This window comes from Paenibacillus oryzisoli, from assembly GCF_050467285.1.
GTDB lineage: Bacteria > Bacillota > Bacilli > Paenibacillales > NBRC-103111 > Paenibacillus_E > Paenibacillus_E oryzisoli_A.
The window spans coordinates 353,861-375,495 of the sequence record NZ_JBCMUN010000009.1 but is presented as its reverse complement, the minus strand read 5'-3'; the positions used below and the strand labels follow the sequence as shown (position 1 = coordinate 375,495).

The following is a 21,635-nucleotide window of genomic DNA, read 5'->3' as shown; positions in this document are numbered from 1 at the left end:
TCGCAGCTGACATTGAGGGGAATAGGCTGAAGGGAAAAGGATGATTCCTGCGAAAAGGCAGGAATTTTTCATCATAATAGCGATTTTCGCAAAATGCCTGCGTTAAAGCAGTTTTTTGGGCAAACTCACTCCAAAAGAGGGGGACTTACCCAAAATGCCTGTTTTATTGCAGGCATTTGTCGTATCCGGAAGGGAGAGAGGGAAAAGCCTGCTTTATTGCAGGCTTGATGCCCAATCCGACCAACTAATGAATCTGTCGAAATCGATCCGGTGTCAAGCCGACACGCTTGCGAAAGCTCGCGGTGAAATGGCTGAGATCGCGAAACCCGACGCGTCCGGCGACAAGTCGGATCGGCTGCTCTCTGTCGCTCAGAAGTAGTTCCTTGGCTTTCCGTAACCGCAGCATGATGAGGTAGGCATATGGCGACAAACCGAACGCATGCTGAAACAGGGTGTTCAAGTGGCGTGGAGTCACTTGCAGCATAGCGGCCATCTCGCGGATACCCGTATCCGGATTGGCGTAACGCTCCTCCAGCCAATCTATCAGCGGCTGAAGCTGCAGCATGTGATGGCTGACGGAGGTGCGGTTGTTGCGCTGGGCGTACTTTTTAATAGCAATTAAAAAGTGAAAAAGATCCGCCGAGCGATCATACTCCGTATATCCGGCCCGTTCTTCTATCAGCGGTGCGAGCAGGCGGTTGACCGCATGATACAGCGGACTTTCGTCTTCCCAGTTGTACATCGCTGACTCTTGCATGTCGAGCGTGCTGAGGATGGGCTGCGCGCAGTTGCCGCCAAATGTGACATATTGCGTGCACCACGGCTCGGTCACCGCGGCATATGTGTGGGCGACGCCGGGCAGCAGCAGGACGCCGGTGCCGCGCGGTAAGCGGAAGCGGCTGCCGCCGAGTTCGATTTCGCCTTCGCCGGAGAACGTGTGCAGCCAGTGATAGTACGGATAGCCTTCCGGCCGAACTCGCTGTTCTTGATCTTCATGATGACCGATGCTTTCGAGGAATAACGGATAGGGCTGGGCGAGCGACGGCGAAAATATGAATCTTGTATGCTGCATCAACAATCGTCCTGTTCCATTTTTTTATATCGTGATGAATTTATCTTATATATTAACATACTCGCGGATTTTCTATAATGGATTTATTCTTATAGAAATCTAACTAACGAGGTGTATCGAACGATGATTCATACGAAACTGCCCAAAATCTGGTACGGAGGCGACTACAATCCGGAGCAATGGGATTCCGCCGTCATGGAGGAAGATCTGCGCATGTTCAAGCTTGCCGGCATTGATGTCGCGACTATCAACGTTTTCTCCTGGGCGCTGTCGCAGCCGGATGAAGATACGTATCAGTTTGAATGGCTGGATGACGTTATCGAAAAGCTCCACGCGAACGGTACCTACGTCTGTTTGGCGACGAGTACGGGGGCACATCCAGCTTGGATGGCTAGAAAATATCCCGATGTGCTGCGCGTAGACTTTGAAGGCCGCAAGCGGAAGTTCGGCGCCCGTCACAATTCTTGCCCGAATAGCCCGACGTACCGGAAGTACGCCGAACGCATCGCGGATCGTTTAGCCGAGCGCTACAAGGATCACCCGGCGGTTTTGATCTGGCACGTGTCCAACGAATATGGCGGCTATTGCTACTGCGATAACTGTGCGGCTGCGTTCCGGACATGGCTTCAGGCGCGCTATGCTACGCTGGACGAAGTCAACCGGGTGTGGAATACGAAATTTTGGGGACATACGTTCTACGATTGGGAAGAGATCGTGCCGCCGAACGCGCTTTCGGAAGAACCTGGGGAGAATCGCACCTTTTTCCAAGGCATTTCGCTGGATTACCGCCGTTTTATGTCGGACAGTCTGCTCGACTGCTATAAGCTGGAGTACAACGCACTTAAGCGCCACACGCCGTATTTGCCGGTTACGACGAACATGATGGGGCTCTATAAGCCGCTTAACTATTTCAAATGGGCACCTTATCTCGATGTCATCTCCTGGGACAATTATCCTGCATTGGACACGCCGACTAGCCTGACAGCCATGTGCCACGATCTGATGAGAGGGCTGAAAGCCGGTCAGCCGTTCATGCTGATGGAGCAGACCCCAAGCCAACAAAACTGGCAAAAATACAACTCGTTAAAACGCCCCGGCGTTATGCGGCTGTGGAGCTATCAAGCTGTCGCCCGCGGCGCGGATACTGTGATGTTCTTCCAATTGCGGCGCTCGATCGGCGCCTGTGAGAAGTATCATGGCGCGGTCATCGAGCATGTCGGACATGAGCATACGCGAGTATTTCGGGAGTGCGCACAAGTGGGACGGGAGCTCGAGAAGTTGTCCGATCTCCTTCTCGATACGAGGGTAGCTGCACGTGCCGCCATTGTGTTCGATTGGGAAAATTGGTGGGCGATTGAGCTTTCCAGCGGACCGACCGTTGCTCTGAAATATGTGAATGAAGTGCACAAGTATTATGATGCTTTATTCCAGCAAGGCATTGCGGCCGATCTGATCGCACCGGATCACGATGTAAGCGGATATGACATCGTCATCGCACCTGTGATGTATATGGTGAAAGAAGGCTTTGCTGAGAAAGTGGAAGCGTTTGTTCAAAACGGGGGAACGTTCCTGACAACGTTCTTTAGCGGGATTGTCGACGAGAACGATTTGGTCACGCTTGGCGGTTACCCAGGCAAGCTCCGCAAGCTGCTCGGCATTTGGGTTGAAGAGATTGATGCTTTATTCCCGGATCAAAGCAATCAGATTCAGCTTACGCAGCCGTTCGGTGGGTTGCAAGGGTCATACGAATGCGGACTCTTATGCGATTTGCTTCATGCCGAAGGGGCGGAAGTGAAGGCAGTCTATGGCAGTGACTTCTATCAAGGGATGCCGGCCTTGACGGTCAACCGCTTCGGATCAGGACAAGCCTGGTATGTCGCCTCCAGTCCGGAGCCGGCGTTTTTGCAGGAACTACTAGGAGAGTTGTGTCGGGAGAAAGGGATTACGGCGCCTGTTTCGCCTGTTGAAGGGGTAGAAGTGACGGTACGTCATGCGGCAGACGGGGAGGCATTCATCTTCTTGTTGAACCACAATAATCACGAAGCGGCGGTTGCTCTGGATGCCCTTGCGGGAACGGATTTGTTGACAGACGAGCGGTTGGAAGGGGAAGTAAAGCTTGCGCCAAAAGGCGTGATTATCATGAAGAAGGAACGCCTTTCTTGATAGTTAATGGCATTAATTAATGGGGTTAATAAAATTCTCCCGTGAGATTTGGCGTTGTCAGCCGCGGGAGAATTTTTTATTTAACCACATTAATTAGTGGTCTGCATTTTTACATGCGCACCTCTGTACAGCACGGTGATTGCCGCTGCTATAAGGATCATTCCCATCATCGCGGGTGCAGCACGACCAAGGGATACGTAGATTTGCCCGCCAATGATGGGCCCGATCATTCTGGCTAAAGCCTGGATCGATTGGCTGCCTCCTTGAATCCGTCCTTGTTCACTGGCGTCGACAGATTTGGAGAGCATACCATTGAAGGAAGGTCCAAAGATCGAATCGCCAAAGCCGAATATAAACATGCCGACGATAAACAGCGGATAGAAGGAGAGTAGAGCGGACAGCGCAATAAGACTGTAGCCGATCATCTCAGAAGTCATGCCAAGAATGGCGATCTGCTTATCGCTCCATTTTAGCAAAAGCTTGGGCATGATGAAGCCTTGTGAAAGGATGTCCTGGACGCCCATAATTGAAAACATAAGACCGATAAGCGCAGGCTTCCAGCTGAAAGTATCCAAGGTAAATTGAGAGAAAACGGCCTGCAACGACCCGTTGGGAATCCAGAGCAAGAATGCGGAGATCAACAGCCTGTTCAGGTTTTTCATGGAAAGTAAGTTGGCCAGCTGGGTAAATGGATTCAGTCTTCCAGAGGTAATTTTTTTCAATCGAGCCTGCCTGCTAAGGCTTTCCGGCATATAGAAGAGGCCAAAAACAACATTCACTAACGTGATAATTGCGCCAAAGTACATGGGGGCCGCATAACCAAACTTGGCAAGCAGTCCGCCCAGCGTTGGGCCAATGACGGTGCCTGCGCCGACCACTGCAATTACCCATCCAAAGTATTTGGTTCGCTGATGCGGCGGAATGATGTCTGCAAAATATGCGAAGATCGTGCTGATGCTCCCGCCTGTTATCCCTTCAATGATCCGTCCGACAAATAGGACCCACAGCGCTCCGCCAAGTCCAAAAACGAAGTACCCGATTGCGGAACCCAATAGGCAGATTAACAGCAGGGGACGACGGCCATATCTGTCGCTTAAAGCGCCAAGAACGGGGGCCGCAAAAAACACGCAGAAGGCATAAACAGAAGTCAACAGGGTGACCATAATAGCTTGGTCTCCCGGATTGCTTATATAAGGCTGCACTAAGAATGGGACGACAGGCGCGATGATGCTGAAGCCTATTCCGCATAGAAACACAGACATCAGGCCGAATAGTAAAGCCTTTTTATCTATGGTTTGTTCGGTGGTTTGTCCTATGTGTGATTTAGATTTGAACACGTATAATCTCCCCACGTAAGATGATAATTTTGATTCCTAGGAAACATAATCATCGTATCATCATTTTGTTTCCTGGTCAACAAAATAAGGGAGACAAAAAAGGCAGCCTGTTCTTTCATAGAACTTGGCTGCCTTTCGTTTCATTCTATACTTCGAAGTTATTCAGACTGCATATCTGCATCCTGTTTCTTGATTTCTGCATCCAAATGCCGGCTATATGTTTCCATGAAGGTAAGCATAAGATCAAATTGTTCATCGGTTACCTGCTCAAACACGGTTTTATCCCGTTCTCGAAATTCACTGTGCAATTCCTCATGGATATTGAAAATGACTTTCCCTTGCGCTGTAAGCCGATAATAGATTTCCTTTAGATTATCCGGCTTCTGGTAGCTTTCGATCAAGCCTTTGTCAATGAGCTTCTTCGTTATTTTACTGATGGCGCTTCTCGTCATATAAAAAGCTTCCGCAAGTTTGGTCACATTGGAATCTGCATGTTTTTCAATGTATTCGATGCAATGCACTTCAGAGGGCGTATGCCCCTTCAGACTTTCTTCCATCTTCGACTTATTGAGCCAAACCATCTTGTTAAATAAGTCCCTGAAATGCATAATGACTTGATCTTCCTTGTTCATGGTCTGTCCCCCCGCCGTTGGTGCACGAACCTTATCCTACTAACTTTACGTCTCAAAACGCTATTTGTCTACCTGAGGGCCCTTTGGCACGATACTGTCGTTATTATAAGGCAACAGCTGAATCCAACCTTGGCCGACAAAGGAATCGATTTTGTACCAGCGTGTACCGTTCGGCGCCGTCCATGCGCCAAGAGGGTGGATCATCTGCGGGCCGACTTGACCGTTATTCAGCGGCAGGCGCGTATTTGGAAAACGATAGATGCTCGTGGAAGGCCCATTCAATTGGATGGAAGCTGTATCATCTACCGTATTTTCAGGTTCGGCATACGTGGGACTGAACCAGCCTTGGGTTTGCCCGTTTTGGACATGGAACCATTCTTCTTTCTCACCGATGCCAACCTCATTGGAGGTTTTCTCGATCACTTGAAGCTCTCCCGCGGGAAGCACAGCGGAGATTTCGGTGTCTGCATCGGGCTCCGTAAATAACGGACTCGGCGCTGAACGTTTAAGCAGCTGATTGTCCGCCTCGATCGGCATGCCGGCTGCAAACGACCATTTCGGCCCATTGTCTGTTTCAAATTGGTACATATTGATCAGTACGGAGCGGAATTGCGCTGTCTGATGTACGAATAGTTGGGACAAGTACCCGTCGTAATTGAGTGTGATATAATCGACATTCGGCGAATCGTTATAGAACACGCCTTGGTAATAGACGTTGCGATCCAGCGGCTGCAAGCGGCCAATTTGGCTTAGCCGCAAGTGAATCCATTGATCGCCGAGCCATGTCGTGTGAATCTTGATCCAGTGCTGGGGGTTGTAGCTATCCTCGGTTTGCCGGAACCAATTTTTCTCCGCATCTACGATCGTCACTTCCTGCGGGGATAAAGCGGCCGTTGGTCCGCCTGCCTCGGAAGCTTTGCCGTATAACGGGGTTTCCTCCATTAATTGAATGGTAGACGGCGGCGGCACTTCAATTTGCCAGGGAGCGGTTTTGATCCAGCGCTCGCCAATGTCCGTATGGATTTTCCACCAGTTGCCGGTCGTAGCCCAGTGAACTTCCGCTTCGATGACCTCGACATTCTGGGGAGCGAAAGAGCCTTGGGGTTTATTAAGTAGGGCGTTGGGAATGGCGTAGTACGGGGTATTCTCGAGCAGCGTCAGCTGTTTCGGAATAAACACACCGTCAGCCGGCTCAGTTGGCGTATCGGCATATTCGTAGGCCCGGCCATCCGAGGCCAGCAGCGTGAGCTGAATACTCGCGGCGGTCAGGGCAAGCAGTACAACCTTTTTCCACATAGCGCTTACTCCTTTTTCATGGATTGTAAAAACGTTCCTTATCTTTGACGAGCAAACCCGGAAGAAGTTGTGAAGAAGCTTCAAATAAGCAGGAAAATAGGAATGCGTGGTTGAAATGATGGAAAATCTAACAAAATATTCGCACTGTAGCTGGTGTATTGGGGGAAAGCCAAGTTGGAAGTATTTATTATCGTCCTAGTTCTGTTGGTGGTGATCGGCGTCTCGAACGTCATTTATCGCTTCGTGCCGTTCGTGCCGGTACCTCTCATTCAGATCGTGCTAGGCGCCTGCGTTACTGTGATTCCTATGGGAATTCATTTGCCGCTTGAGCCGGAATTGTTCTTTATCCTATTCATCGCCCCGCTGCTGTATAACGACGGGAAGCATACACCGCGGGAGGAGCTGTGGCGGCTTCGTGCGCCGATTCTGGTGTTGGCCGTCGGGCTCGTGTTCGCAACGGTGTTCGTGGTCGGCTACACGATTCATTGGATGATCCCCGCGATTACGCTGCCCGCGGCGTTTGGGCTTGCGGCGATTTTATCGCCAACCGACGCCGTTGCCGTGAGTGCGCTGGCCGGCCGGATTCATCTGCCGAAAAGCCTAATGCGCCTCTTGGAAGGCGAAGCGCTGATGAACGACGCGTCGGGTCTGGTCGCGTTCAAATTCGCCATCGCCGCGGCGGTGACCGGCGTGTTCTCGCTGCACAAGGCGGCGCTCAGCTTCCTTGTCATTGCCATCGGCGGCTTGCTCGTCGGGGCGCTGCTCGCTTTTATCATCATCGGCATTCGTCAACTTCTGCGCCGCGCTGGGCTGGAGGACGAAACGATGCATATGCTGCTGCAATTGCTTACACCGTTCTTGCTGTACCTGATCGCCGAAGAAATCGGTGTCTCGGGCATCTTGGCCGCCGTGGCAGGCGGCATCGTGCATGCGATCGAGAGCGAGCGGCTGGAACGCGACATGCCGAAGCTGAAGTCGGTGTCGACGAATACATGGTCGGTCATTTTGTTTATTTTGAACGGACTCGTCTTTGTCATCTTGGGGACGCAAATTCCAGATGTGACGTCTGTGATTTTTGAAGATCCCGGATTTAACAATGTCGTGGTCTTGGGCTATGCCGTTGTGATCTTCGCGCTGCTGCTCGTGCTTCGCTTCGTCTGGACGCTGCTCTTTACGCGAGGCTGGCGAATCTTCGGCGCATCCAAGAAGGAAGATGCGGACTTCAAGGTGCTCGCCATGACGACGATTTCCGGCGTCCGCGGCGCAGTTACCTTGGCGGGTGCTTTCTCGATCCCATTGTTTCTGCAAAGCGGGGAGTTGTTCCCGCAGCGGGATCTGATTATTTTTCTCGCCGCATGCGTCATTCTGTTGTCGCTGCTAACCGCCAGCATCGTACTGCCGTTGATCGCGAAAAAGCGCGTGCCGGAGGGCAGTGCAGAGAAGGCGAAAGCGGAGCAGGAATGGCAAATTAAAGTGATGAGGGCTGCGATTCGCGAGCTTCAGCAGGAGACGAACGAAGAGAATGAAGCGGCTGTCGCCTCAGTCATTGGCGAGTATCAGCGCATGATTCAGCAGCTTGAGATTAAGGGAGTACCGTTCAAGCACACGGGCAAAATAAATCAGGAAGAACTGGCCGTTCGCATTGAGGCGCTGGCGATTGAGCGAAACTACGTCAAAGAGCGTCTTGAGAAAGGGGCTATCACGGAAAAGCATGCCGAGTTCTATAACAAGATGCTGGATCAGCTCGAATTAATTCTGGCGAACCGTCTTCATCTGTGGGTGATGTTGTTCAAACGGATGAAAGGGCGACTAAAGGAAGTATTGACAGGATCTGCGAATTCCTGGCGTCTGGCGTTCACGGAACAGGACGTCAACGCGATCAGAGGGTTGAAGCTTGAATGCGGACAAGCCGTCATTGAGCAAATGGGGCCGCTCTGTACGAAAGACAAAATGAACGATCCCACCGAATGGGTCGTTGCACACTATCAGCAGGTTGTGAACAGAATAAAAAAGACTTCCATTCAACGCAAAATCAAAGAGCCGGCGTATGATGAGACGCGCAAGGAGCTGCATTGGCTGGCGGTTCAAGCCGAGCGCTACGAGGTGCAGAATTTGTACGAGCAGGGCAAAATCGACCGCGGACAAGCCTCCGAACTGCGCCGCATCATTCGAGATCGCGAGGCGTCGATGTATGAGCAGGATGAATTGGGTTGATCAATTGATATCGCTATATAATGCCATTGAAGAGAAAACCGCGACGAATCGCGGTTTTCTGCATGGTGGGCATCAAAACGCGCAGGATAAGGCTGCGAATGAAGCGGAAAAATGAAGTGAGGAGTAGTTGCCTGATTTCTCGCATTGTGATACACTCTACCTGACGACCGTTCGGAAGGATGATGAACATGACAGCAACCCGGATTAAAGACGTTGCTCTTAAATATTTTGCCAACCATGGCTATGAAGGTGCTTCGCTCGCGGATATTGCCGAGGAGGTCGGCATCAAGAAGCAGTCGATCTATACGCATTTTAAAGGGAAAGACGAGTTGTTTCTGGTGCTGCTGCATGATGCGATAGCCAAAGAGCTTGGCTTTGTGACGAGTTATATGGACCGCCACAAGGCGAGTTCGATTGAGGCTTTGCTGTACGGTTTTTTAAGTGAGTACCAGGCTTGCTATGAAAATAACGATAATACCAAGTTTTACCTGCGCACGGCCTATTTTCCGCCGACTCACTTGTATGAAGAGATCGTTAAAGAAGGCTATCGTTACTTGGATACGGTCGAGGAGCTGCTTGTGACGGTATTGGATCAAGCGAAAGCGTGCGGCAGCATTCATGCCGGGATCAGCAGTGAAACGGCGGCAGCCGCATTCCTCTCCGTGCTAGACGGTTTGTTTGTCGAGTTGCTGTTCGGCGGGTCCGAGCGTGCGAAAAAAAGATTGGAAGCCTCATGGCTCGTCTATTGGCGGGGCATTAGGCAGTAAAACAGCAGGAGGCCTACATCATGAATCGGAATTGGATGTTTATTTTTATTGGCGCTTTTTTTGAAGTTGCGTGGGTGAGCGGGCTGAAGCACGCGGACAGCACGCTAACGTGGGTCGGAACAGTCATTGCGATGTACGTGTCGTTCCACCTCGTCATCAGCGCGTCGACCAGGCTCCCGGTGGGCACGGTGTACGCGGTATTCACGGGACTAGGTACCGCAGGGACCGTTCTGGTGGAGATGCTGGTGTTCGGCGAGCCGTTTTCTTTGCTGAAAATGCTGCTGATTGCGCTCCTCCTGTCCGGTGTGTTCGGTTTGAAAGTGTTGTCGAAAGAGAAGAGCCCGAAAGGAGCTGCTGCGTAATGGGCTGGGTATTTCTGATGTTTGCCGGGATGTTCGAGGTGGTCGGCGTCGTCGGCATGAACCAGATTAATAAATCGAAAAATTGGCGATCGTTCGCCATCTTTATCGTCGGGATTGTGATGAGCTTCGGGTTGCTGAGCCAGGCTATGAAAAGCTTGCCCATGGGCACGTCCTACGCGATCTGGACCGGGATCGGTACGGTCGGCGGCGCGTTGGCCGGAATGCTGTTCTACGGTGAATCCCGCGACTGGAAGCGGCTGATGTTCATGGCGATGGTGCTGGGGGCGGCTGTTGGTTTAAAATTAATTGCTTAAAGATGAAAACCGCAGCTTCTGCGGTTTTTTTGATTTCAGTCATCATTCTCCTGACGATAGTCATCGTTCTCCTCTGGGCGCAGCTGTTCGCATGTGATATGTTCAGGACTACTCGGTTAAATAGGGGGAATCTGAGGATGTCTGAACAAGAGAGCTGGGTCGCGGAAGCCCGCGGAATCTGGTATCGTCCGGTGGAGAAGAACCGGGAGGAAGTCAGCCGCACGCTGGATCGCGTTCAAGCGATGGGGGCCAACGAGCTGTACCTCGAGACCTGGTTCTGGGGGTACACGATCTACCCCAGTGCCGTCCAGGCCGCTCGGGGCTTTGAGCCTCAGCATCCCGCATTCCACGGGTGGGACCCGCTGGAAGCGTTCGTAGCGGAGGCAGGGAGACGCGGCATCGCCGTGCATGCCTGGCTGGACGGGTTCATGGTGGGCGTCGATCCGGCGGGAGGCCCCGTCCTGCGCGTGTATCCGGAATGGGCGGCGCATACGCGCAAACAGGCCGGATCGGCGACGCCGCAGCCACAGCCGGAGACGGGATTTTTTTGGCTGGATGTGACGAACAGCGATGTGAGCGATCATTTCCTCTCGGTGATCCGGGAGATGGCGACGAATTACCGGATTGCGGGGATTAATCTGGATTTTATGCGTCTGCCGTTCGCTGACGCTCCCGAAGATCGCTATTGTTACAGCAATGCGGCACGCAGCGCTTTTGAGCGGGAATACGGGACTGATCCGCTGGAGATTGTCCCGAATGAAGATGAGCCCCTATGGCAGTTGTGGATGGCTTGGATCGCGCGAAGGGAAGACGATTTGATTGCCAAGCTGTATGAAGAAGTGAAGCGTCTTCGGCAGGAGCTCGTCATCTCCGCTGCGCCGGAGCCGGGCATTGAGTCGGATCTCATCGCGAATTGGTCGCAGCATGTCGATATTGTCATTCCACAGGCGTATCATGACCGCTCGGATCGCGTGCGCGAAACGGTTGAGCTGTACCGCAAGCTTCTGCCTCCAAGCAATCTGGTGTATAGCGGCATTTATCCGATGTATGTCGGGCTGGACGTCCCGGAGACGATTGAGCAGGTGCTGGCTGCGCGCGAACGGAGCGAGGGAACGGTGATGTTCGCCCTCGGGCAGGCGACGGATGAGGCGATTCGGGCTTTGCGCCAAGGGCCTTGGCGAACGCCGGCCATTTCGACCGGTCTGTTTCCGCTTCAGGCTGTACAAGCGATCGTTCTGGATGTAAAACTAAAGATAGAGGAGATTTACGTACCGCGTCAGTGGGTCCATGCAGGCACAGCACTGGAAATGAGCCGGCAGCTCGACGTCCTGTTGAGCGGGCTGAAGAGCGAATCGGAGCCTGTGGCCGTCACAGAGCTGGAAGCCCGTGTGGCTGATCTAACTGCCTATCTTCAGGAGCAATCGGAGAGGGAGGCCATTCATTCGGTGGTTTTCAGCCAATTAAGGAGCAGCACCGAGCGTATGCATCAGCTTTTGCAATATGCGCGAATGAAATTACGGATGTAACGCGAAGCGGAGGAGTGGCAGCATGAATTTATTGATCGTCGAGGATGAGGTGCGTCTGCGCAACGCGATTGCGAACAATATTCCCTGGGAGCAGCACGGCATTGAGGTGGTCGGTCAAGCAGGCAGCGGGACGGAAGCGCTTCGTCTCATCGACCTGAAAAAGCCGGAGATTCTGCTGCTGGATCTGCAAATGCCGGAAATGGACGGCCTGACGCTGGCCAAACATCTGAGGGCGTCCGATCCGCTGCTGAAAATGATTATTTTGAGCGGGCACGATGATTTTCGATATGCCCAGGAGGCGCTGGCGCTTGGCGTCATGAAATATTTGCTGAAGCCAGCCGGTGACGCGGAAATATTGGATGCCGTGCTGGATGCGGCGGCGCGCGTGCACAGCGAACTGGAGCAGCGGCATAACGAAGGCGAGCTGCGGATGAAATGGAAGCAGCATTTGCCGCAGCTGGTCAATGAATTTTTGCAGGGCTGGCTGAACGGTCGGTTCGAGCTTTGGGAAATTGAACAGAAGGGCCGCGATTTGCAGCTGGAGATGACAGTCGATGCGATCTACGTTGTGGCTGTCGTGGATATGGACCCGATCCCGGAGGAGGAGACGCGGTTCCGTGCCAGTGATATGTCGCTGCTGCAGTTCTCGCTGAGCAGTATTGTCCGGGAAGCGCTTGTTGGTGTTCCTTGCTGGGTGGCGACCCCGGATACGGGCAGCACGGTTGTCATTTACCAGCTAGCGGGTGAAGCGGATGCGCACATCGGTTTGCAGCGGGTCCATGCTTTGACGGAGAAGCTGCTGTTCACGGTCAAAAGCTGCCTCAAGCTGACCGCAAGCGCGGGCATCAGCGGCATGACCGGCGGCCTGGCGGAGATAAACAAGCTGTATGTGCAAGCTGAGCGGGCGCTTCAGAACCGGATCGTGCTCGGGCACGATTTGGCGATTCCGTATCGGGAGGAGCAGGGCAGCGCGCCGACGTTGACGCTCCAGCCGAACCACGAGAAAGCGCTGGAAATCGCGTTGGAAACCGGTGATCGCGAGAAGGCGGAGGAGACGCTGAAAGCGATGTGGGACACGGGAACGGGGCTGGCGGATACGGTGGAGGACATTCGCGAGCATATTTTGTATTGGGTCTCCCTGATGATTGGCCTCATTCAGAAGCAAGGGTGGCCGGTGCGCGAGGTGGCGGGCGACGATTATGTGATCTTTTTTAACCATACCGAGCTGGTGTCCAAAGAGCAAATTTACAGCTGGCTGCAGCGCTTGACCAGAGCCTACCTGACGTATGCTGGCGAACGGCGGAAATCGACGAGTCACGGGATGATCAAAACCATTCTAACGCTCGTCGACGCCGAGATCGATCAAGAGATGACGCTGCACGCGGTGGCGGATCGGCTGTATGTCAATTCGTCCTATCTGAGCCGGTTGTTCAAACAAGAGACCGGCAAAGCGTTTTCCACTTACGTGCTGGAGCGAAAGATGGAGCGCGCCAAAGCGATTTTGCAGGAGGGATCGCGGGTAACGGATGCGGCGGCCTGTGTCGGGTATCGGGACGTCAGCTATTTTACGCGGGTGTTCCGCAAATATTGGGGCGTGACGCCGGGGGAGGTACGGAATTAGGTTCAGTCAAATAAGCCTTGTGGCAATCTTAAGAAAGTCCGGCTATCCGCAGCTGGGCTTTTTTTGCATGCTGGGAAGGTAATCCCGAAGCTGCAAACTTTCGTTTTATCCCGAGAAGTTATCAAAGTACCAAAACAAGTAATATTCCTCTAATTCGCAAAAAAACGCCGGATGATACACTAATTTCAGAAACATAGTACGAAGGAGGAGGCACCTTGAGAGAAACGACACCATTGGAACAACCGATCCCCACCCCCGGTAAAAATGTTCGAAAGACATATGTGAAGCAGCTCTGGATCGATGTCAGGAAAGATTGGGATTTGTACCTGGCACTCATTCCCGGCATCGCCTTTCTGCTGCTGTTCAAGTACACGCCGATGTACGGCATCATTATTGCGTTCAAGGATTTTAACATTTTTGACGGAATGGCGGCCAGCCCGTGGGTTGGGATGAAGCATTTCGACAAGCTCTTTTCGTCGGACAGCTTCCTGCAAGTTTTTCAGAACACCTTGTTTATCTCCGTGTATAAAATCATGTTCCTGTTCCCGCTGCCGATCATCATCGCGATTCTGTTGAACGAATTGAAAAATGTCGCGTTCAAGCGCAGCGTGCAGACGGTCGTGTACCTGCCTCACTTTCTCTCCTGGGTTATCGTCAGCGGGTTGTTCATCGATCTGCTCTCGACCAATGGAGGCATCGTCAATAAAATCATCGTCGCACTCGGCGGCGAGCCAATCCGCTTTTTCCTCGACAGCAGCATTTTCCGATCCGTGCTGATTTCCACGGCAGGCTGGAAGGAGACCGGTTGGAATACAATCATTTATCTGGCTGCACTCGCCAACATCGATCCCGGATTGTACGAAGCGGCCAAAATCGATGGCGCGAATAAATGGAAGCAAATTGTACATATTACGCTGCCAGGCCTCATTCCCATCATTCTGCTCATGTTCATCCTTCGCTTAGGCTATGTGCTGGAGGCGGGTACCGAACAAATTCTTGTCATGTACAACCCCAGCGTGTATAACGTCGCCGACGTCATCGGTACGTATGTGTACCGGATCGGGCTTGGTGAGCAGGATTACAGCTTCTCGACGGCGGTCGGCGTTTTTGAGTCGGTAGTCGCGTTCATCTTGATATTGACGGGCAATGGGCTGGCTCGAAAGTTTTTCGGCCGGGGGCTGTGGTAAGTAGAGCGGTTAGGAGGGGCATCTATGCGTGATTCACAGGGCGTTCATTCGTCGGGAGTAAGAAGATCCCGCGCAATCCGGGTCTCGACCGGCGAAAGAATATTCACGATTATCAATCATCTGATTTTTATTGGGCTTGGGTTGTCGACGATTTTTCCGTTTATTAATCTGATCGCCAAGTCGCTCAGCAGTGAGGCGGCGGTCGTCTCCGGCATGGTGACGGTGTTTCCGATCGATATGCAATTCGGGACATACAAGTATGTGGCCAGCAACGATCTGTTTCTGCACGCGTTCTTCGTCTCCGTCACCGTGACGGTCGTCGGTTCTCTGTTGGCACTCGCCATGACGACATTGGCAGCGTATCCGCTATCCAAGCCTAGGCTGCGGGGGCGGAAGTTTTTTATCCTGGTATATCTGTTCACGATGCTGTTCAGCGGAGGCTTGATCCCGACTTATCTGCTCATGCACAAGCTGCATTTGATTAATACGATGCCGGTGCTGATTCTGCCATTTCTGATCAATGTCTACAACATGCTGATTGTCAAAAACTACTTTGAAAGTCTGCCCGAAAGCTTGGAAGAATCGGCGAAAATGGACGGTGCCAGCAATCTGACGATTCTGTTCCGCATCATGCTGCCGCTCTCCATGCCCGTGCTCGCTACGATTGGGCTGTTTTATGCCGTGACGTTCTGGAACGACTATTTCACTTCGCTCATCTACATCAATTCGGCGGATTTGAAGCCGCTGCAGCTGTATTTGAAAGAGTTGTTCGTGACGTCGACCGATACGTTCATGCGCACGAATGTCGATGCATCTCTGAATGTATCTCCGCAGTCGATTCAAGCGGCTTCGATCATTTTGGCGACCATTCCGATCATCGTGGTGTACCCGTTTTTGCAAAAATACTTCGTGAAAGGCGTGCTGGTCGGCTCGGTTAAGGGCTGATGCGGCTGCAAGTATTCTTGAGAGGTGGTGGTGAGCAAGATCAACAACGGCTGACATAATCGCGGTTCTATACGGAAACAGATTCACATTCACACAAGGGAAAAAAGGGAGGCTCATCCATGGTCAAAAAAATGTTAACGCTATTAACGATTACATCCTTGGCTGCGACAATCTCGGCTTGCGGCAGCTCCACTTCCAGCTCCGGTTCGACGCCTGACACATCTGCAGCGCCAAGCACGTCGGCTGCCCCTACAGCATCTGTCGATCCGAACAAACCAAAGCCGGAATTCAAGGCGCTGCTGCAGTATGGGCGTTTTGATCCGAATGCCGAGGTGGTGGCGAAGTTTCTGAATGAGAAAACCGGCTACAAAGTGACCTACGATATGCTGCCGGTCGAGAACCCGGACGACAAGTTGAACCTGCTCATGGCGAACAAGGAAAAATATTCGTTCATGCTGCTCAGCTCCACACAATATTCCAAACTAGCCGCTTCCGGCGCACTTGAGCCGATTGACGAGCTCGTCAACAAATATGGCACGAATATGAAAAACGTGATTTCGCAGACATCATGGAATGGCGCCAAACTGAACGGCAAAATTTACGGCATCCCGCAAACGGGTTCTGGTTCCATCGTCAACACCTCGTTGATTGTTCGCCAAGACTGGATGGATGAACTGGGACTCAAAGCACCGACAACGCGCGATGAGCTGTACACGGTGCTCAAAACGCTTAAGGAAAAGAAAAACGTCATCGGTCTCTCCGGCGGGAAAAGCCCGCTTGTCCCGGAAATTTTGCCGACATTCGGCATCACGATGGTGCAGGGCACAGCGACAACCGGCTGGCAGGATGTGAACGGCAAGCTGGTTAATGCCGTGGAAAATCCAAATATGAAGAAGTATTTGGAGTTCATGAAGAAGCTGTACACCGAGAAGCTGATCGATCAGGAATGGTCGCTGAATCAGTCAAACAAAGTGATTGAAAACTTTACAAGCGGTAAAGCGGCGATTATATCTAATGGGTATTTCAATGCGCCAACCGTTCAAAACGCTCTGCTGAAAAATACGCCTAACGCGAAAATCGCGGCGTTTCCTTACTTGAAAGGGGATGATGGCAAAGTTCAAGTCATGGGCACCGCCGGCATCTCCTTCTACGTGGGCATTCCGAAATGGGCAGACAACAAGGAAGACATTATTAAATATCTGGATCTCAAACTGGATAAAGATATTTTCAAGGAAGCGGCCATCGGAAAAGAGGGTGTTCATCACAAATTCGAAAACGGCAATTACTTCCCGATTCTGCCGAAGTTCAATGACGAATACAATAATGCATCTTCCTTCTTGACCGGTGTGGACGAGAAGAACTATCCGATCTACTGGCAAGCCCGCGTTCGCAAAGATCCGATTTTGACCGATGCATTCACGAAAAACCAGGAAGCGGCTAAAGGCAACATTGTGATCGATCCGCTGTCTTTTGCACCGCCGCTTGAGGCGATTGGCAAATATAATCTGAAGCTGCAAAAGCTGATGGAAGACACGTTCTTGAAGTTCATCACCGGCTCGGAGCCGCTGGAGAACTACGATAAATTCGTTGCGCAATGGAAATCCGAAGGCGGCGACGAAATGACGAAAGCGGCCAATGAGTGGTACGCAGCGAACAAGAAGTAAGTTGAACTGGCCCCTGCGGCGATGCCGTGGGGGTTTTAAATTCTCAGAGGGAGTGGAGCAGACATGAAAAAGATCGGTTTCATTGATTATTTCCTGGATGAATGGCATGCGGAGAAATATCCAGCGTGGATCGAGCAAGCGTCGGAGGGACGCATGGGCGTCGCTTATGCCTATGGCATGGCGGATGTCGAAGGGAAATTGAGCAATCGCGAGTGGTGCGCGAAAAAGGGGATTGCCCTGCTGGATGCGATTGAGCAGGTCGTAGAGCAGAGCGACTACTTGGTGGTGTTGTCGCCGGATCATGCGCAGTATCACGAGGAGCTGTCCCGGCTTGCACTGCAGTCTGGCAAGCCGACGTACATTGATAAAACATTCGCACCGGATCGGGCAGCCGCTCTCCGGATGCTGGAGCTGGCCGACATGCACGGCACGCCGATGTATTCGACGTCGGCACTGCGCTTTGCAGCGGAGTATGCGCCGGTGGAGCGACAAGGGATCGAGGCGATTTGCAGTCTCGGCCCAGGCAAGTTCGAGAACTACGCGATCCACCAGGTGGAGCCGATCGTCGCGTTAATGGGCACGGAGGCGAAGCAGGTAATGTGGACGGGCACGGCAGGGGCGCCGTCGCTCCTGATCGGCTTCAGCGACGGCCGGCAAGCCACGATCAACCTGTACGGCTGGGAAAGCCCGTTCAGCATGGCGCTCAGCTATGCGAACGGCGCCTCGAAATACGTGAAGATCGAGTCGAACTTTTTCGGCGCGTTTATCGAGCAGTTGGTCGCGTTCTTCGAGTCGGGCGTATCGCCGGTTCCGCCAGCGGAAACGATTGCCATTGCCTCGATTTTGGAGGCAGGCGAGAGGGCGGCGAGAACGCCGTATCAGTGGATCGCGCTGCCGTAGCGTAGTGGCATGGATGCGGGGACTGAAATGTGGCTAGCACGAGAGCAATATGCACTTCGAGAGTGCTTATTATTCGAATTTCTGCGTTCAGCAGTTCGATAAGCCCTCCAAGAGTGCTTATTGCACGTAAAACACGGCGCAGTGGGTCAATTCGGCAGTAATAAGCACTTCGCGGGTGCTTATTCCCCAAAATTCGCTGCTCGGCGGCGCAATAAGATCTCCACGAGTGCTTATTGAAATTCGTGCGGCTCATCAAAATAGGTTAAACCGATCTTACAGGTTTGGGGTAAACGTGAAGTTTGACAGAAAAAAAACCGGTTCCATCCCATTGGGGAAGGAACCGGTTTTTTCTTATCGAAAAGTTCATGCCAAGACTGACTCCAGAAAGGGGCGCTGAGGGGCGCTGCCGACTAATTATTCTTCGAAGTCTGACTCATTGAGGCTGTCGATGTCGACATTCTTATGATCATTTTTCTCTTTCACATTGGGAAACACCAGAACTTTAAACGAATCCCGCTTGCCTTTATACGTGGCGGTGATCGTAGTCAGCCCTGGCTTCAGCGCGTTCAGCGTGCCGTCAGGCGCGACGGTAACCGCTTTGTCCCGAGAGGAGTCAAAGGTTACACCTTGCGTGAGAAGCGCCTTCGTTCCATCGGAGTAGGTTACGCTGAGCTTCGGCTTGTAGGTGTCGCCTTTTACCATGAGGTGGATCACATCTTCAAAAGCAATGCGGATCACGTTCACGACGGTGACGGTGGATTTCGTAACCTGCCCGTTATAAACGGCTGTAATTTCCGTTGTGCCGGCTTGCTTCGCCGTAATCGTGCCGTCGGCTGCAATGGAAGCTGCGGCGGGGTTGCTCGATGTAAACGAAGCGCCCGTGACCACGCTGCTGGTGCCATCCGAATAGACGGCGGTCGTAACGACTTGCTGCTGATCCCCAGCAATGATTCTGTAAGCGGAAGCGTCCAGTGTAAGCCCTGTCACCGTAGGCGCCGTCCGGGTGATGGTGAAGGTTTTCTCGTTTGTTTTGAAGCCGTCGACGTAGACGGCCATCTGCACGGTGTTGGCGCCGACGGTGAGCGGTACGCTGCTCTCGAAATCGCCGTTGCTGGCGACGACAGCCGGTACGCCGTTCAACCGCGCCTCAGCCGTGCCCGGCCCGAGCACTTCGACGTTGCCTTTGATGTTCACAGTGGCGAGAGGCGTCGTCGTCTGATCATAAGGGAGATATCCGCTCATCACCGCAGAGCGGACGATGTCGCCAGCTTTGTACGTGCTTGCAACAAGCTGCCGTCTGGTCCGTACGCCGGATGCATCCAGCGCCGAAATGACAAAGCCGCCTTGCGGAATGAGACTGTTGTTCGGCGATAGATTCGTCCAGTTCCAGGTAAGCGCCTGCTGTTGGTTCACGACCTTGGTCACTTTGCCGGTGCTGTCGACGATCGCTTCCACACCGTAGGTGCTTGTTGCCGTCGATTGACCGAAGCTGTCTGTATAGACGTTAAGGTTATTCTCGTTGCGGGAGATGTTGTACTGATCGGCTTCAAGGAAGGAGGACGGATTGCCCGGTACGCTGACGCCGACTTGATAATCTTTCACATACGGCACATCATGCAGCGAAGCGCTGACGACGGACCAGTTTACTTGCGATAAGTCAAAAAGCATAAGGCCATTCGAATGCGTTAAGCCGCTTTGGAACACCGTGCGCTGCAAGGCCGGTTCTTGAATATTGGCCAGCGCGATGCTTGCATACATCGGAATTTCACCGTTCGTCACGATGTTGCCGAGTGTGATGTAGTGTTCGATTTCTTTTTGCGTCGTCTGGTAGGTGCCGATCATTAGGAAATCGAGATTGCCCGCGTACCCGGTTTGGGCGTACGTGTCGGTATACAAGGAGCTGTCCGGCAAGTTCAGGCGGCTATCGTAGTGGAAATTCGGGCTGCCCCAATGCACGCCGTTCAGGTAATACGATTCAAACCAGGAGCCGACATAGGCCGATGCCGCTACTTTATGGCCCTTTAGCGCTGTGTAGCGATTGGTGAGGGCACGGACGTCGTCGGTGAATGTTGTGATCGTCTGCGAGCGGAATTCCCACCAGTCGTTGATGAGTGGTCCCGGTGTGCGCACATTGTTGACGTATTTGAAAACATCGTCAGGCCACGTTGTCAGCTGTTTGCCACGGGCGGCAAGGAACGTTTCAAACTTTGCGCGTGCTAAAGAGGAGAAATCGGCAGTCTCGTTGTCGTACCGCGTACGGTCGAGCACGATGCCGTCAACGTCGTAGTTCTTGATCACTTCCTCGATGTTCATGAGCTCGAAAGCGCGCACATCGTCGTTGGCCGGGTTCACGAAGTCGACGAGCGCTTTGCCGGATTTGTAATAATTACTCTCGCGCAGTCTCAAAATTTGGCCGTTATCCTCCGGACGGAATACTTGTTCTTCCCAGTCCAGATGCTGATTCAGCAGCCCATACTCGTTGTGGGCAGGGGAGCCTTCGGCAAAGACGTTAAAAGCCGCATGGATTTTAATGCCTAATTGATGGCCGTAACGAACGAACTCCTCAAGCATATCCAGGTCCGGATTCGCACCCGCACGTGTTGGTGCCGTCATCTCCGAGATATGAGGGCGGTGCGTCAAATCGTTTTTCTTATAGTTGGCGAAGCCTTCCACACCCTTGACATCCAGGGCAATCGCCGTCACGCCGGCTGCTTTGGCTTTCGTCAGCATATCGAGAATATTTTGCGGCGTTTGCAGCTTGAAAATATTCGTGCCCTGATCGACCCAGAGGACGACTTCTTTTGGCGTGTTCGACGGCTTTTTATAAAACACAATCAGCGACTTGCGATCGTTCTCCGTGCCGTTCTTGGAGGCGATGACGTCGAGATAGTTGACGCCTTCCGTCAGTGCAATATCGCTTTGGAACTGCCCGTTCGCTTGCAGCGGTACAGACGTTTGATTAACATGGATTGCGTAGACAGCACCTGTCTCCATGTTGTCCAGCTTGCCGCTGACGAGCACCTTCGGTTCGGTGACCGTTACCCAGTCGTCGTTGTTCAGTTTGAGGCGGGCTTTCAGCCCTTGGCCGCTCATCAACTCGGTGACGGGGATGACTTCGCCGTTTTTGCGGAGCTTGATCGCATCGCCGACTTTGAAGTTTTTCGCCAGATACTGCTTGAACGTTTTATTCGCCCAGCTGTCGTCGTTCGCCACCAGAATAAATCCGCCTGGCGGAAAAGCAAGCGTCGTAGGTCCCGTCCATACCGGCACTCCGCCGTTCACGGAAGGGTTGATCACACGGGTAACATGGTTCGTGCTGTCGACGACAACGCCGACGGACGTCTGGCCGACCGTAATTTGCGTTGCGAATTCCGGTGTAAACAAAGCGACATAATCGGTAATGCCGGTAACGTCCTGATCGACATAATTGATGGGCTTGCGTGGACCTTCGATATCGATGGTGATGTCGATGGGGGCAGCTTCAACTTCAATAAGATCGGTCGGGCTCGTTGCAGCCGAGGCCGGGAAAGACCAGGCCGCAGCGAGCATAGAGAGCAGAATAAGCATAATCAGCGATTTCGACGTTTTCAACGGGTTTCACTATCCTTTCAGAAATGTGATCGGGGTAGTTACGT

Annotated in this window: 16 protein-coding genes; 11 read left to right on the top strand and 5 right to left on the bottom strand. The window is 52.6% G+C overall.

The genetic code is table 11. The features are described 5' to 3' along the window. Positions 1–244: 244 nt before the first annotated feature. On the bottom strand, positions 245–1,072 hold the full coding sequence (locus tag ABE504_RS17000; protein ID WP_430090864.1) for a helix-turn-helix domain-containing protein: 828 nt from the start codon (positions 1,070–1,072) through the stop codon (positions 245–247). Positions 1,073–1,195: 123 nt separating this feature from the next. Here ABE504_RS17000 and ABE504_RS16995 point away from each other — a divergent pair, with 123 nt between their 5' ends. Next, on the top strand, positions 1,196–3,235 hold the full coding sequence (locus ABE504_RS16995) for a beta-galactosidase (protein ID WP_430090862.1): 2,040 nt from the start codon (positions 1,196–1,198) through the stop codon (positions 3,233–3,235). An 89-nt stretch (positions 3,236–3,324) separates the two neighbouring features. Here ABE504_RS16995 and ABE504_RS16990 read toward each other — a convergent pair whose 3' ends face one another. From ABE504_RS16990 to ABE504_RS16980, 3 genes are all read right to left on the bottom strand, one after another. Beyond that, on the bottom strand, positions 3,325–4,572 hold the full coding sequence (locus tag ABE504_RS16990) for an MFS transporter (RefSeq protein WP_430090860.1): 1,248 nt from the start codon (positions 4,570–4,572) through the stop codon (positions 3,325–3,327). 158 nt (positions 4,573–4,730) lie between these two features. Next, positions 4,731–5,204, bottom strand: a complete 474-nt coding sequence (locus tag ABE504_RS16985) for a MarR family transcriptional regulator (RefSeq protein ID WP_430090858.1) — start codon at positions 5,202–5,204, stop codon at positions 4,731–4,733. A gap of 60 nt (positions 5,205–5,264) precedes the next feature. Continuing rightward, complete coding sequence (locus ABE504_RS16980; RefSeq protein ID WP_430090856.1) at positions 5,265–6,500, bottom strand: hypothetical protein; 1,236 nt, start codon at positions 6,498–6,500, stop codon at positions 5,265–5,267. A gap of 174 nt (positions 6,501–6,674) precedes the next feature. Between ABE504_RS16980 and ABE504_RS16975 the strand changes: the two genes are divergently transcribed. The 10 genes from ABE504_RS16975 to ABE504_RS16930 all read left to right on the top strand — a co-directional run bounded on the left by ABE504_RS16975 (position 6,675) and on the right by ABE504_RS16930 (position 18,000). Continuing rightward, the gene (locus ABE504_RS16975; RefSeq protein WP_430090854.1) at positions 6,675–8,714 is read left to right on the top strand and encodes a Na+/H+ antiporter; all 2,040 of its coding nucleotides are present in this window, start codon (positions 6,675–6,677) and stop codon (positions 8,712–8,714) included. Between the two features lie 188 nt (positions 8,715–8,902). Then, positions 8,903–9,481 (top strand): TetR/AcrR family transcriptional regulator, encoded by a 579-nt coding sequence (locus tag ABE504_RS16970; protein ID WP_430090852.1) that lies wholly within the window; start codon positions 8,903–8,905, stop codon positions 9,479–9,481. A gap of 20 nt (positions 9,482–9,501) precedes the next feature. Then, positions 9,502–9,843 carry a DMT family transporter gene (locus ABE504_RS16965; protein ID WP_430090851.1) on the top strand — a complete coding sequence of 114 codons (342 nt, stop codon included), beginning with the start codon at positions 9,502–9,504 and terminating at the stop codon, positions 9,841–9,843. Beyond that, positions 9,843–10,157 (top strand): DMT family transporter, encoded by a 315-nt coding sequence (locus ABE504_RS16960; RefSeq protein ID WP_430090849.1) that lies wholly within the window; start codon positions 9,843–9,845, stop codon positions 10,155–10,157. The genes ABE504_RS16965 and ABE504_RS16960 overlap by 1 nt, the downstream gene beginning before the upstream one ends. 137 nt (positions 10,158–10,294) lie before the next feature. Then, complete coding sequence (locus ABE504_RS16955) at positions 10,295–11,683, top strand: glycoside hydrolase family 10 protein (RefSeq protein WP_430090847.1); 1,389 nt, start codon at positions 10,295–10,297, stop codon at positions 11,681–11,683. A gap of 22 nt (positions 11,684–11,705) precedes the next feature. Next, complete coding sequence (locus ABE504_RS16950; protein ID WP_430090845.1) at positions 11,706–13,304, top strand: response regulator; 1,599 nt, start codon at positions 11,706–11,708, stop codon at positions 13,302–13,304. Positions 13,305–13,549: 245 nt separating this feature from the next. Continuing rightward, positions 13,550–14,491, top strand: coding sequence for an ABC transporter permease (locus ABE504_RS16945; protein WP_430091370.1), 942 nt, complete (start codon positions 13,550–13,552; stop codon positions 14,489–14,491). Positions 14,492–14,515: 24 nt separating this feature from the next. Continuing rightward, entirely contained in the window at positions 14,516–15,436 is a 921-nt protein-coding gene (locus tag ABE504_RS16940; protein ID WP_430090843.1) for a carbohydrate ABC transporter permease, read from the top strand. A gap of 119 nt (positions 15,437–15,555) precedes the next feature. Next, the gene (locus ABE504_RS16935; protein ID WP_430090842.1) at positions 15,556–17,100 is read left to right on the top strand and encodes an extracellular solute-binding protein; all 1,545 of its coding nucleotides are present in this window, start codon (positions 15,556–15,558) and stop codon (positions 17,098–17,100) included. A gap of 63 nt (positions 17,101–17,163) precedes the next feature. Further along, positions 17,164–18,000: a hypothetical protein gene (locus ABE504_RS16930; protein WP_430090841.1), complete on the top strand. Its 837-nt coding sequence runs from the start codon at positions 17,164–17,166 to the stop codon at positions 17,998–18,000. Between the two features lie 414 nt (positions 18,001–18,414). Here the strand turns inward: ABE504_RS16930 and ABE504_RS16925 are convergent, their stop codons facing one another. Continuing rightward, a complete protein-coding gene (locus ABE504_RS16925; RefSeq protein WP_430090840.1) occupies positions 18,415–21,591 on the bottom strand; it encodes a hypothetical protein in 3,177 nt (1,058 codons plus the stop codon). Positions 21,592–21,635 lie beyond the last annotated feature (44 nt).

Bases quoted from the DNA above. Each gene is read 5' to 3' on its own strand.
- ABE504_RS17000 (WP_430090864.1), bottom strand. From the start codon at position 1,072: ATGCAGCATACAAGATTCATATTTTCGCCGTCGCTCGCCCAGCCCTAT.
- ABE504_RS16995 (WP_430090862.1), top strand. From the start codon at position 1,196: ATGATTCATACGAAACTGCCCAAAATCTGGTACGGAGGCGACTACAAT.
- ABE504_RS16985 (WP_430090858.1), bottom strand. From the start codon at position 5,204: ATGAACAAGGAAGATCAAGTCATTATGCATTTCAGGGACTTATTTAAC.
- ABE504_RS16980 (WP_430090856.1), bottom strand. From the start codon at position 6,500: ATGTGGAAAAAGGTTGTACTGCTTGCCCTGACCGCCGCGAGTATTCAG.
- ABE504_RS16970 (WP_430090852.1), top strand. From the start codon at position 8,903: ATGACAGCAACCCGGATTAAAGACGTTGCTCTTAAATATTTTGCCAAC.
- ABE504_RS16965 (WP_430090851.1), top strand. From the start codon at position 9,502: ATGAATCGGAATTGGATGTTTATTTTTATTGGCGCTTTTTTTGAAGTT.
- ABE504_RS16960 (WP_430090849.1), top strand. From the start codon at position 9,843: ATGGGCTGGGTATTTCTGATGTTTGCCGGGATGTTCGAGGTGGTCGGC.
- ABE504_RS16955 (WP_430090847.1), top strand. From the start codon at position 10,295: ATGTCTGAACAAGAGAGCTGGGTCGCGGAAGCCCGCGGAATCTGGTAT.
- ABE504_RS16950 (WP_430090845.1), top strand. From the start codon at position 11,706: ATGAATTTATTGATCGTCGAGGATGAGGTGCGTCTGCGCAACGCGATT.
- ABE504_RS16940 (WP_430090843.1), top strand. From the start codon at position 14,516: ATGCGTGATTCACAGGGCGTTCATTCGTCGGGAGTAAGAAGATCCCGC.
- ABE504_RS16935 (WP_430090842.1), top strand. From the start codon at position 15,556: ATGGTCAAAAAAATGTTAACGCTATTAACGATTACATCCTTGGCTGCG.
- ABE504_RS16930 (WP_430090841.1), top strand. From the start codon at position 17,164: ATGAAAAAGATCGGTTTCATTGATTATTTCCTGGATGAATGGCATGCG.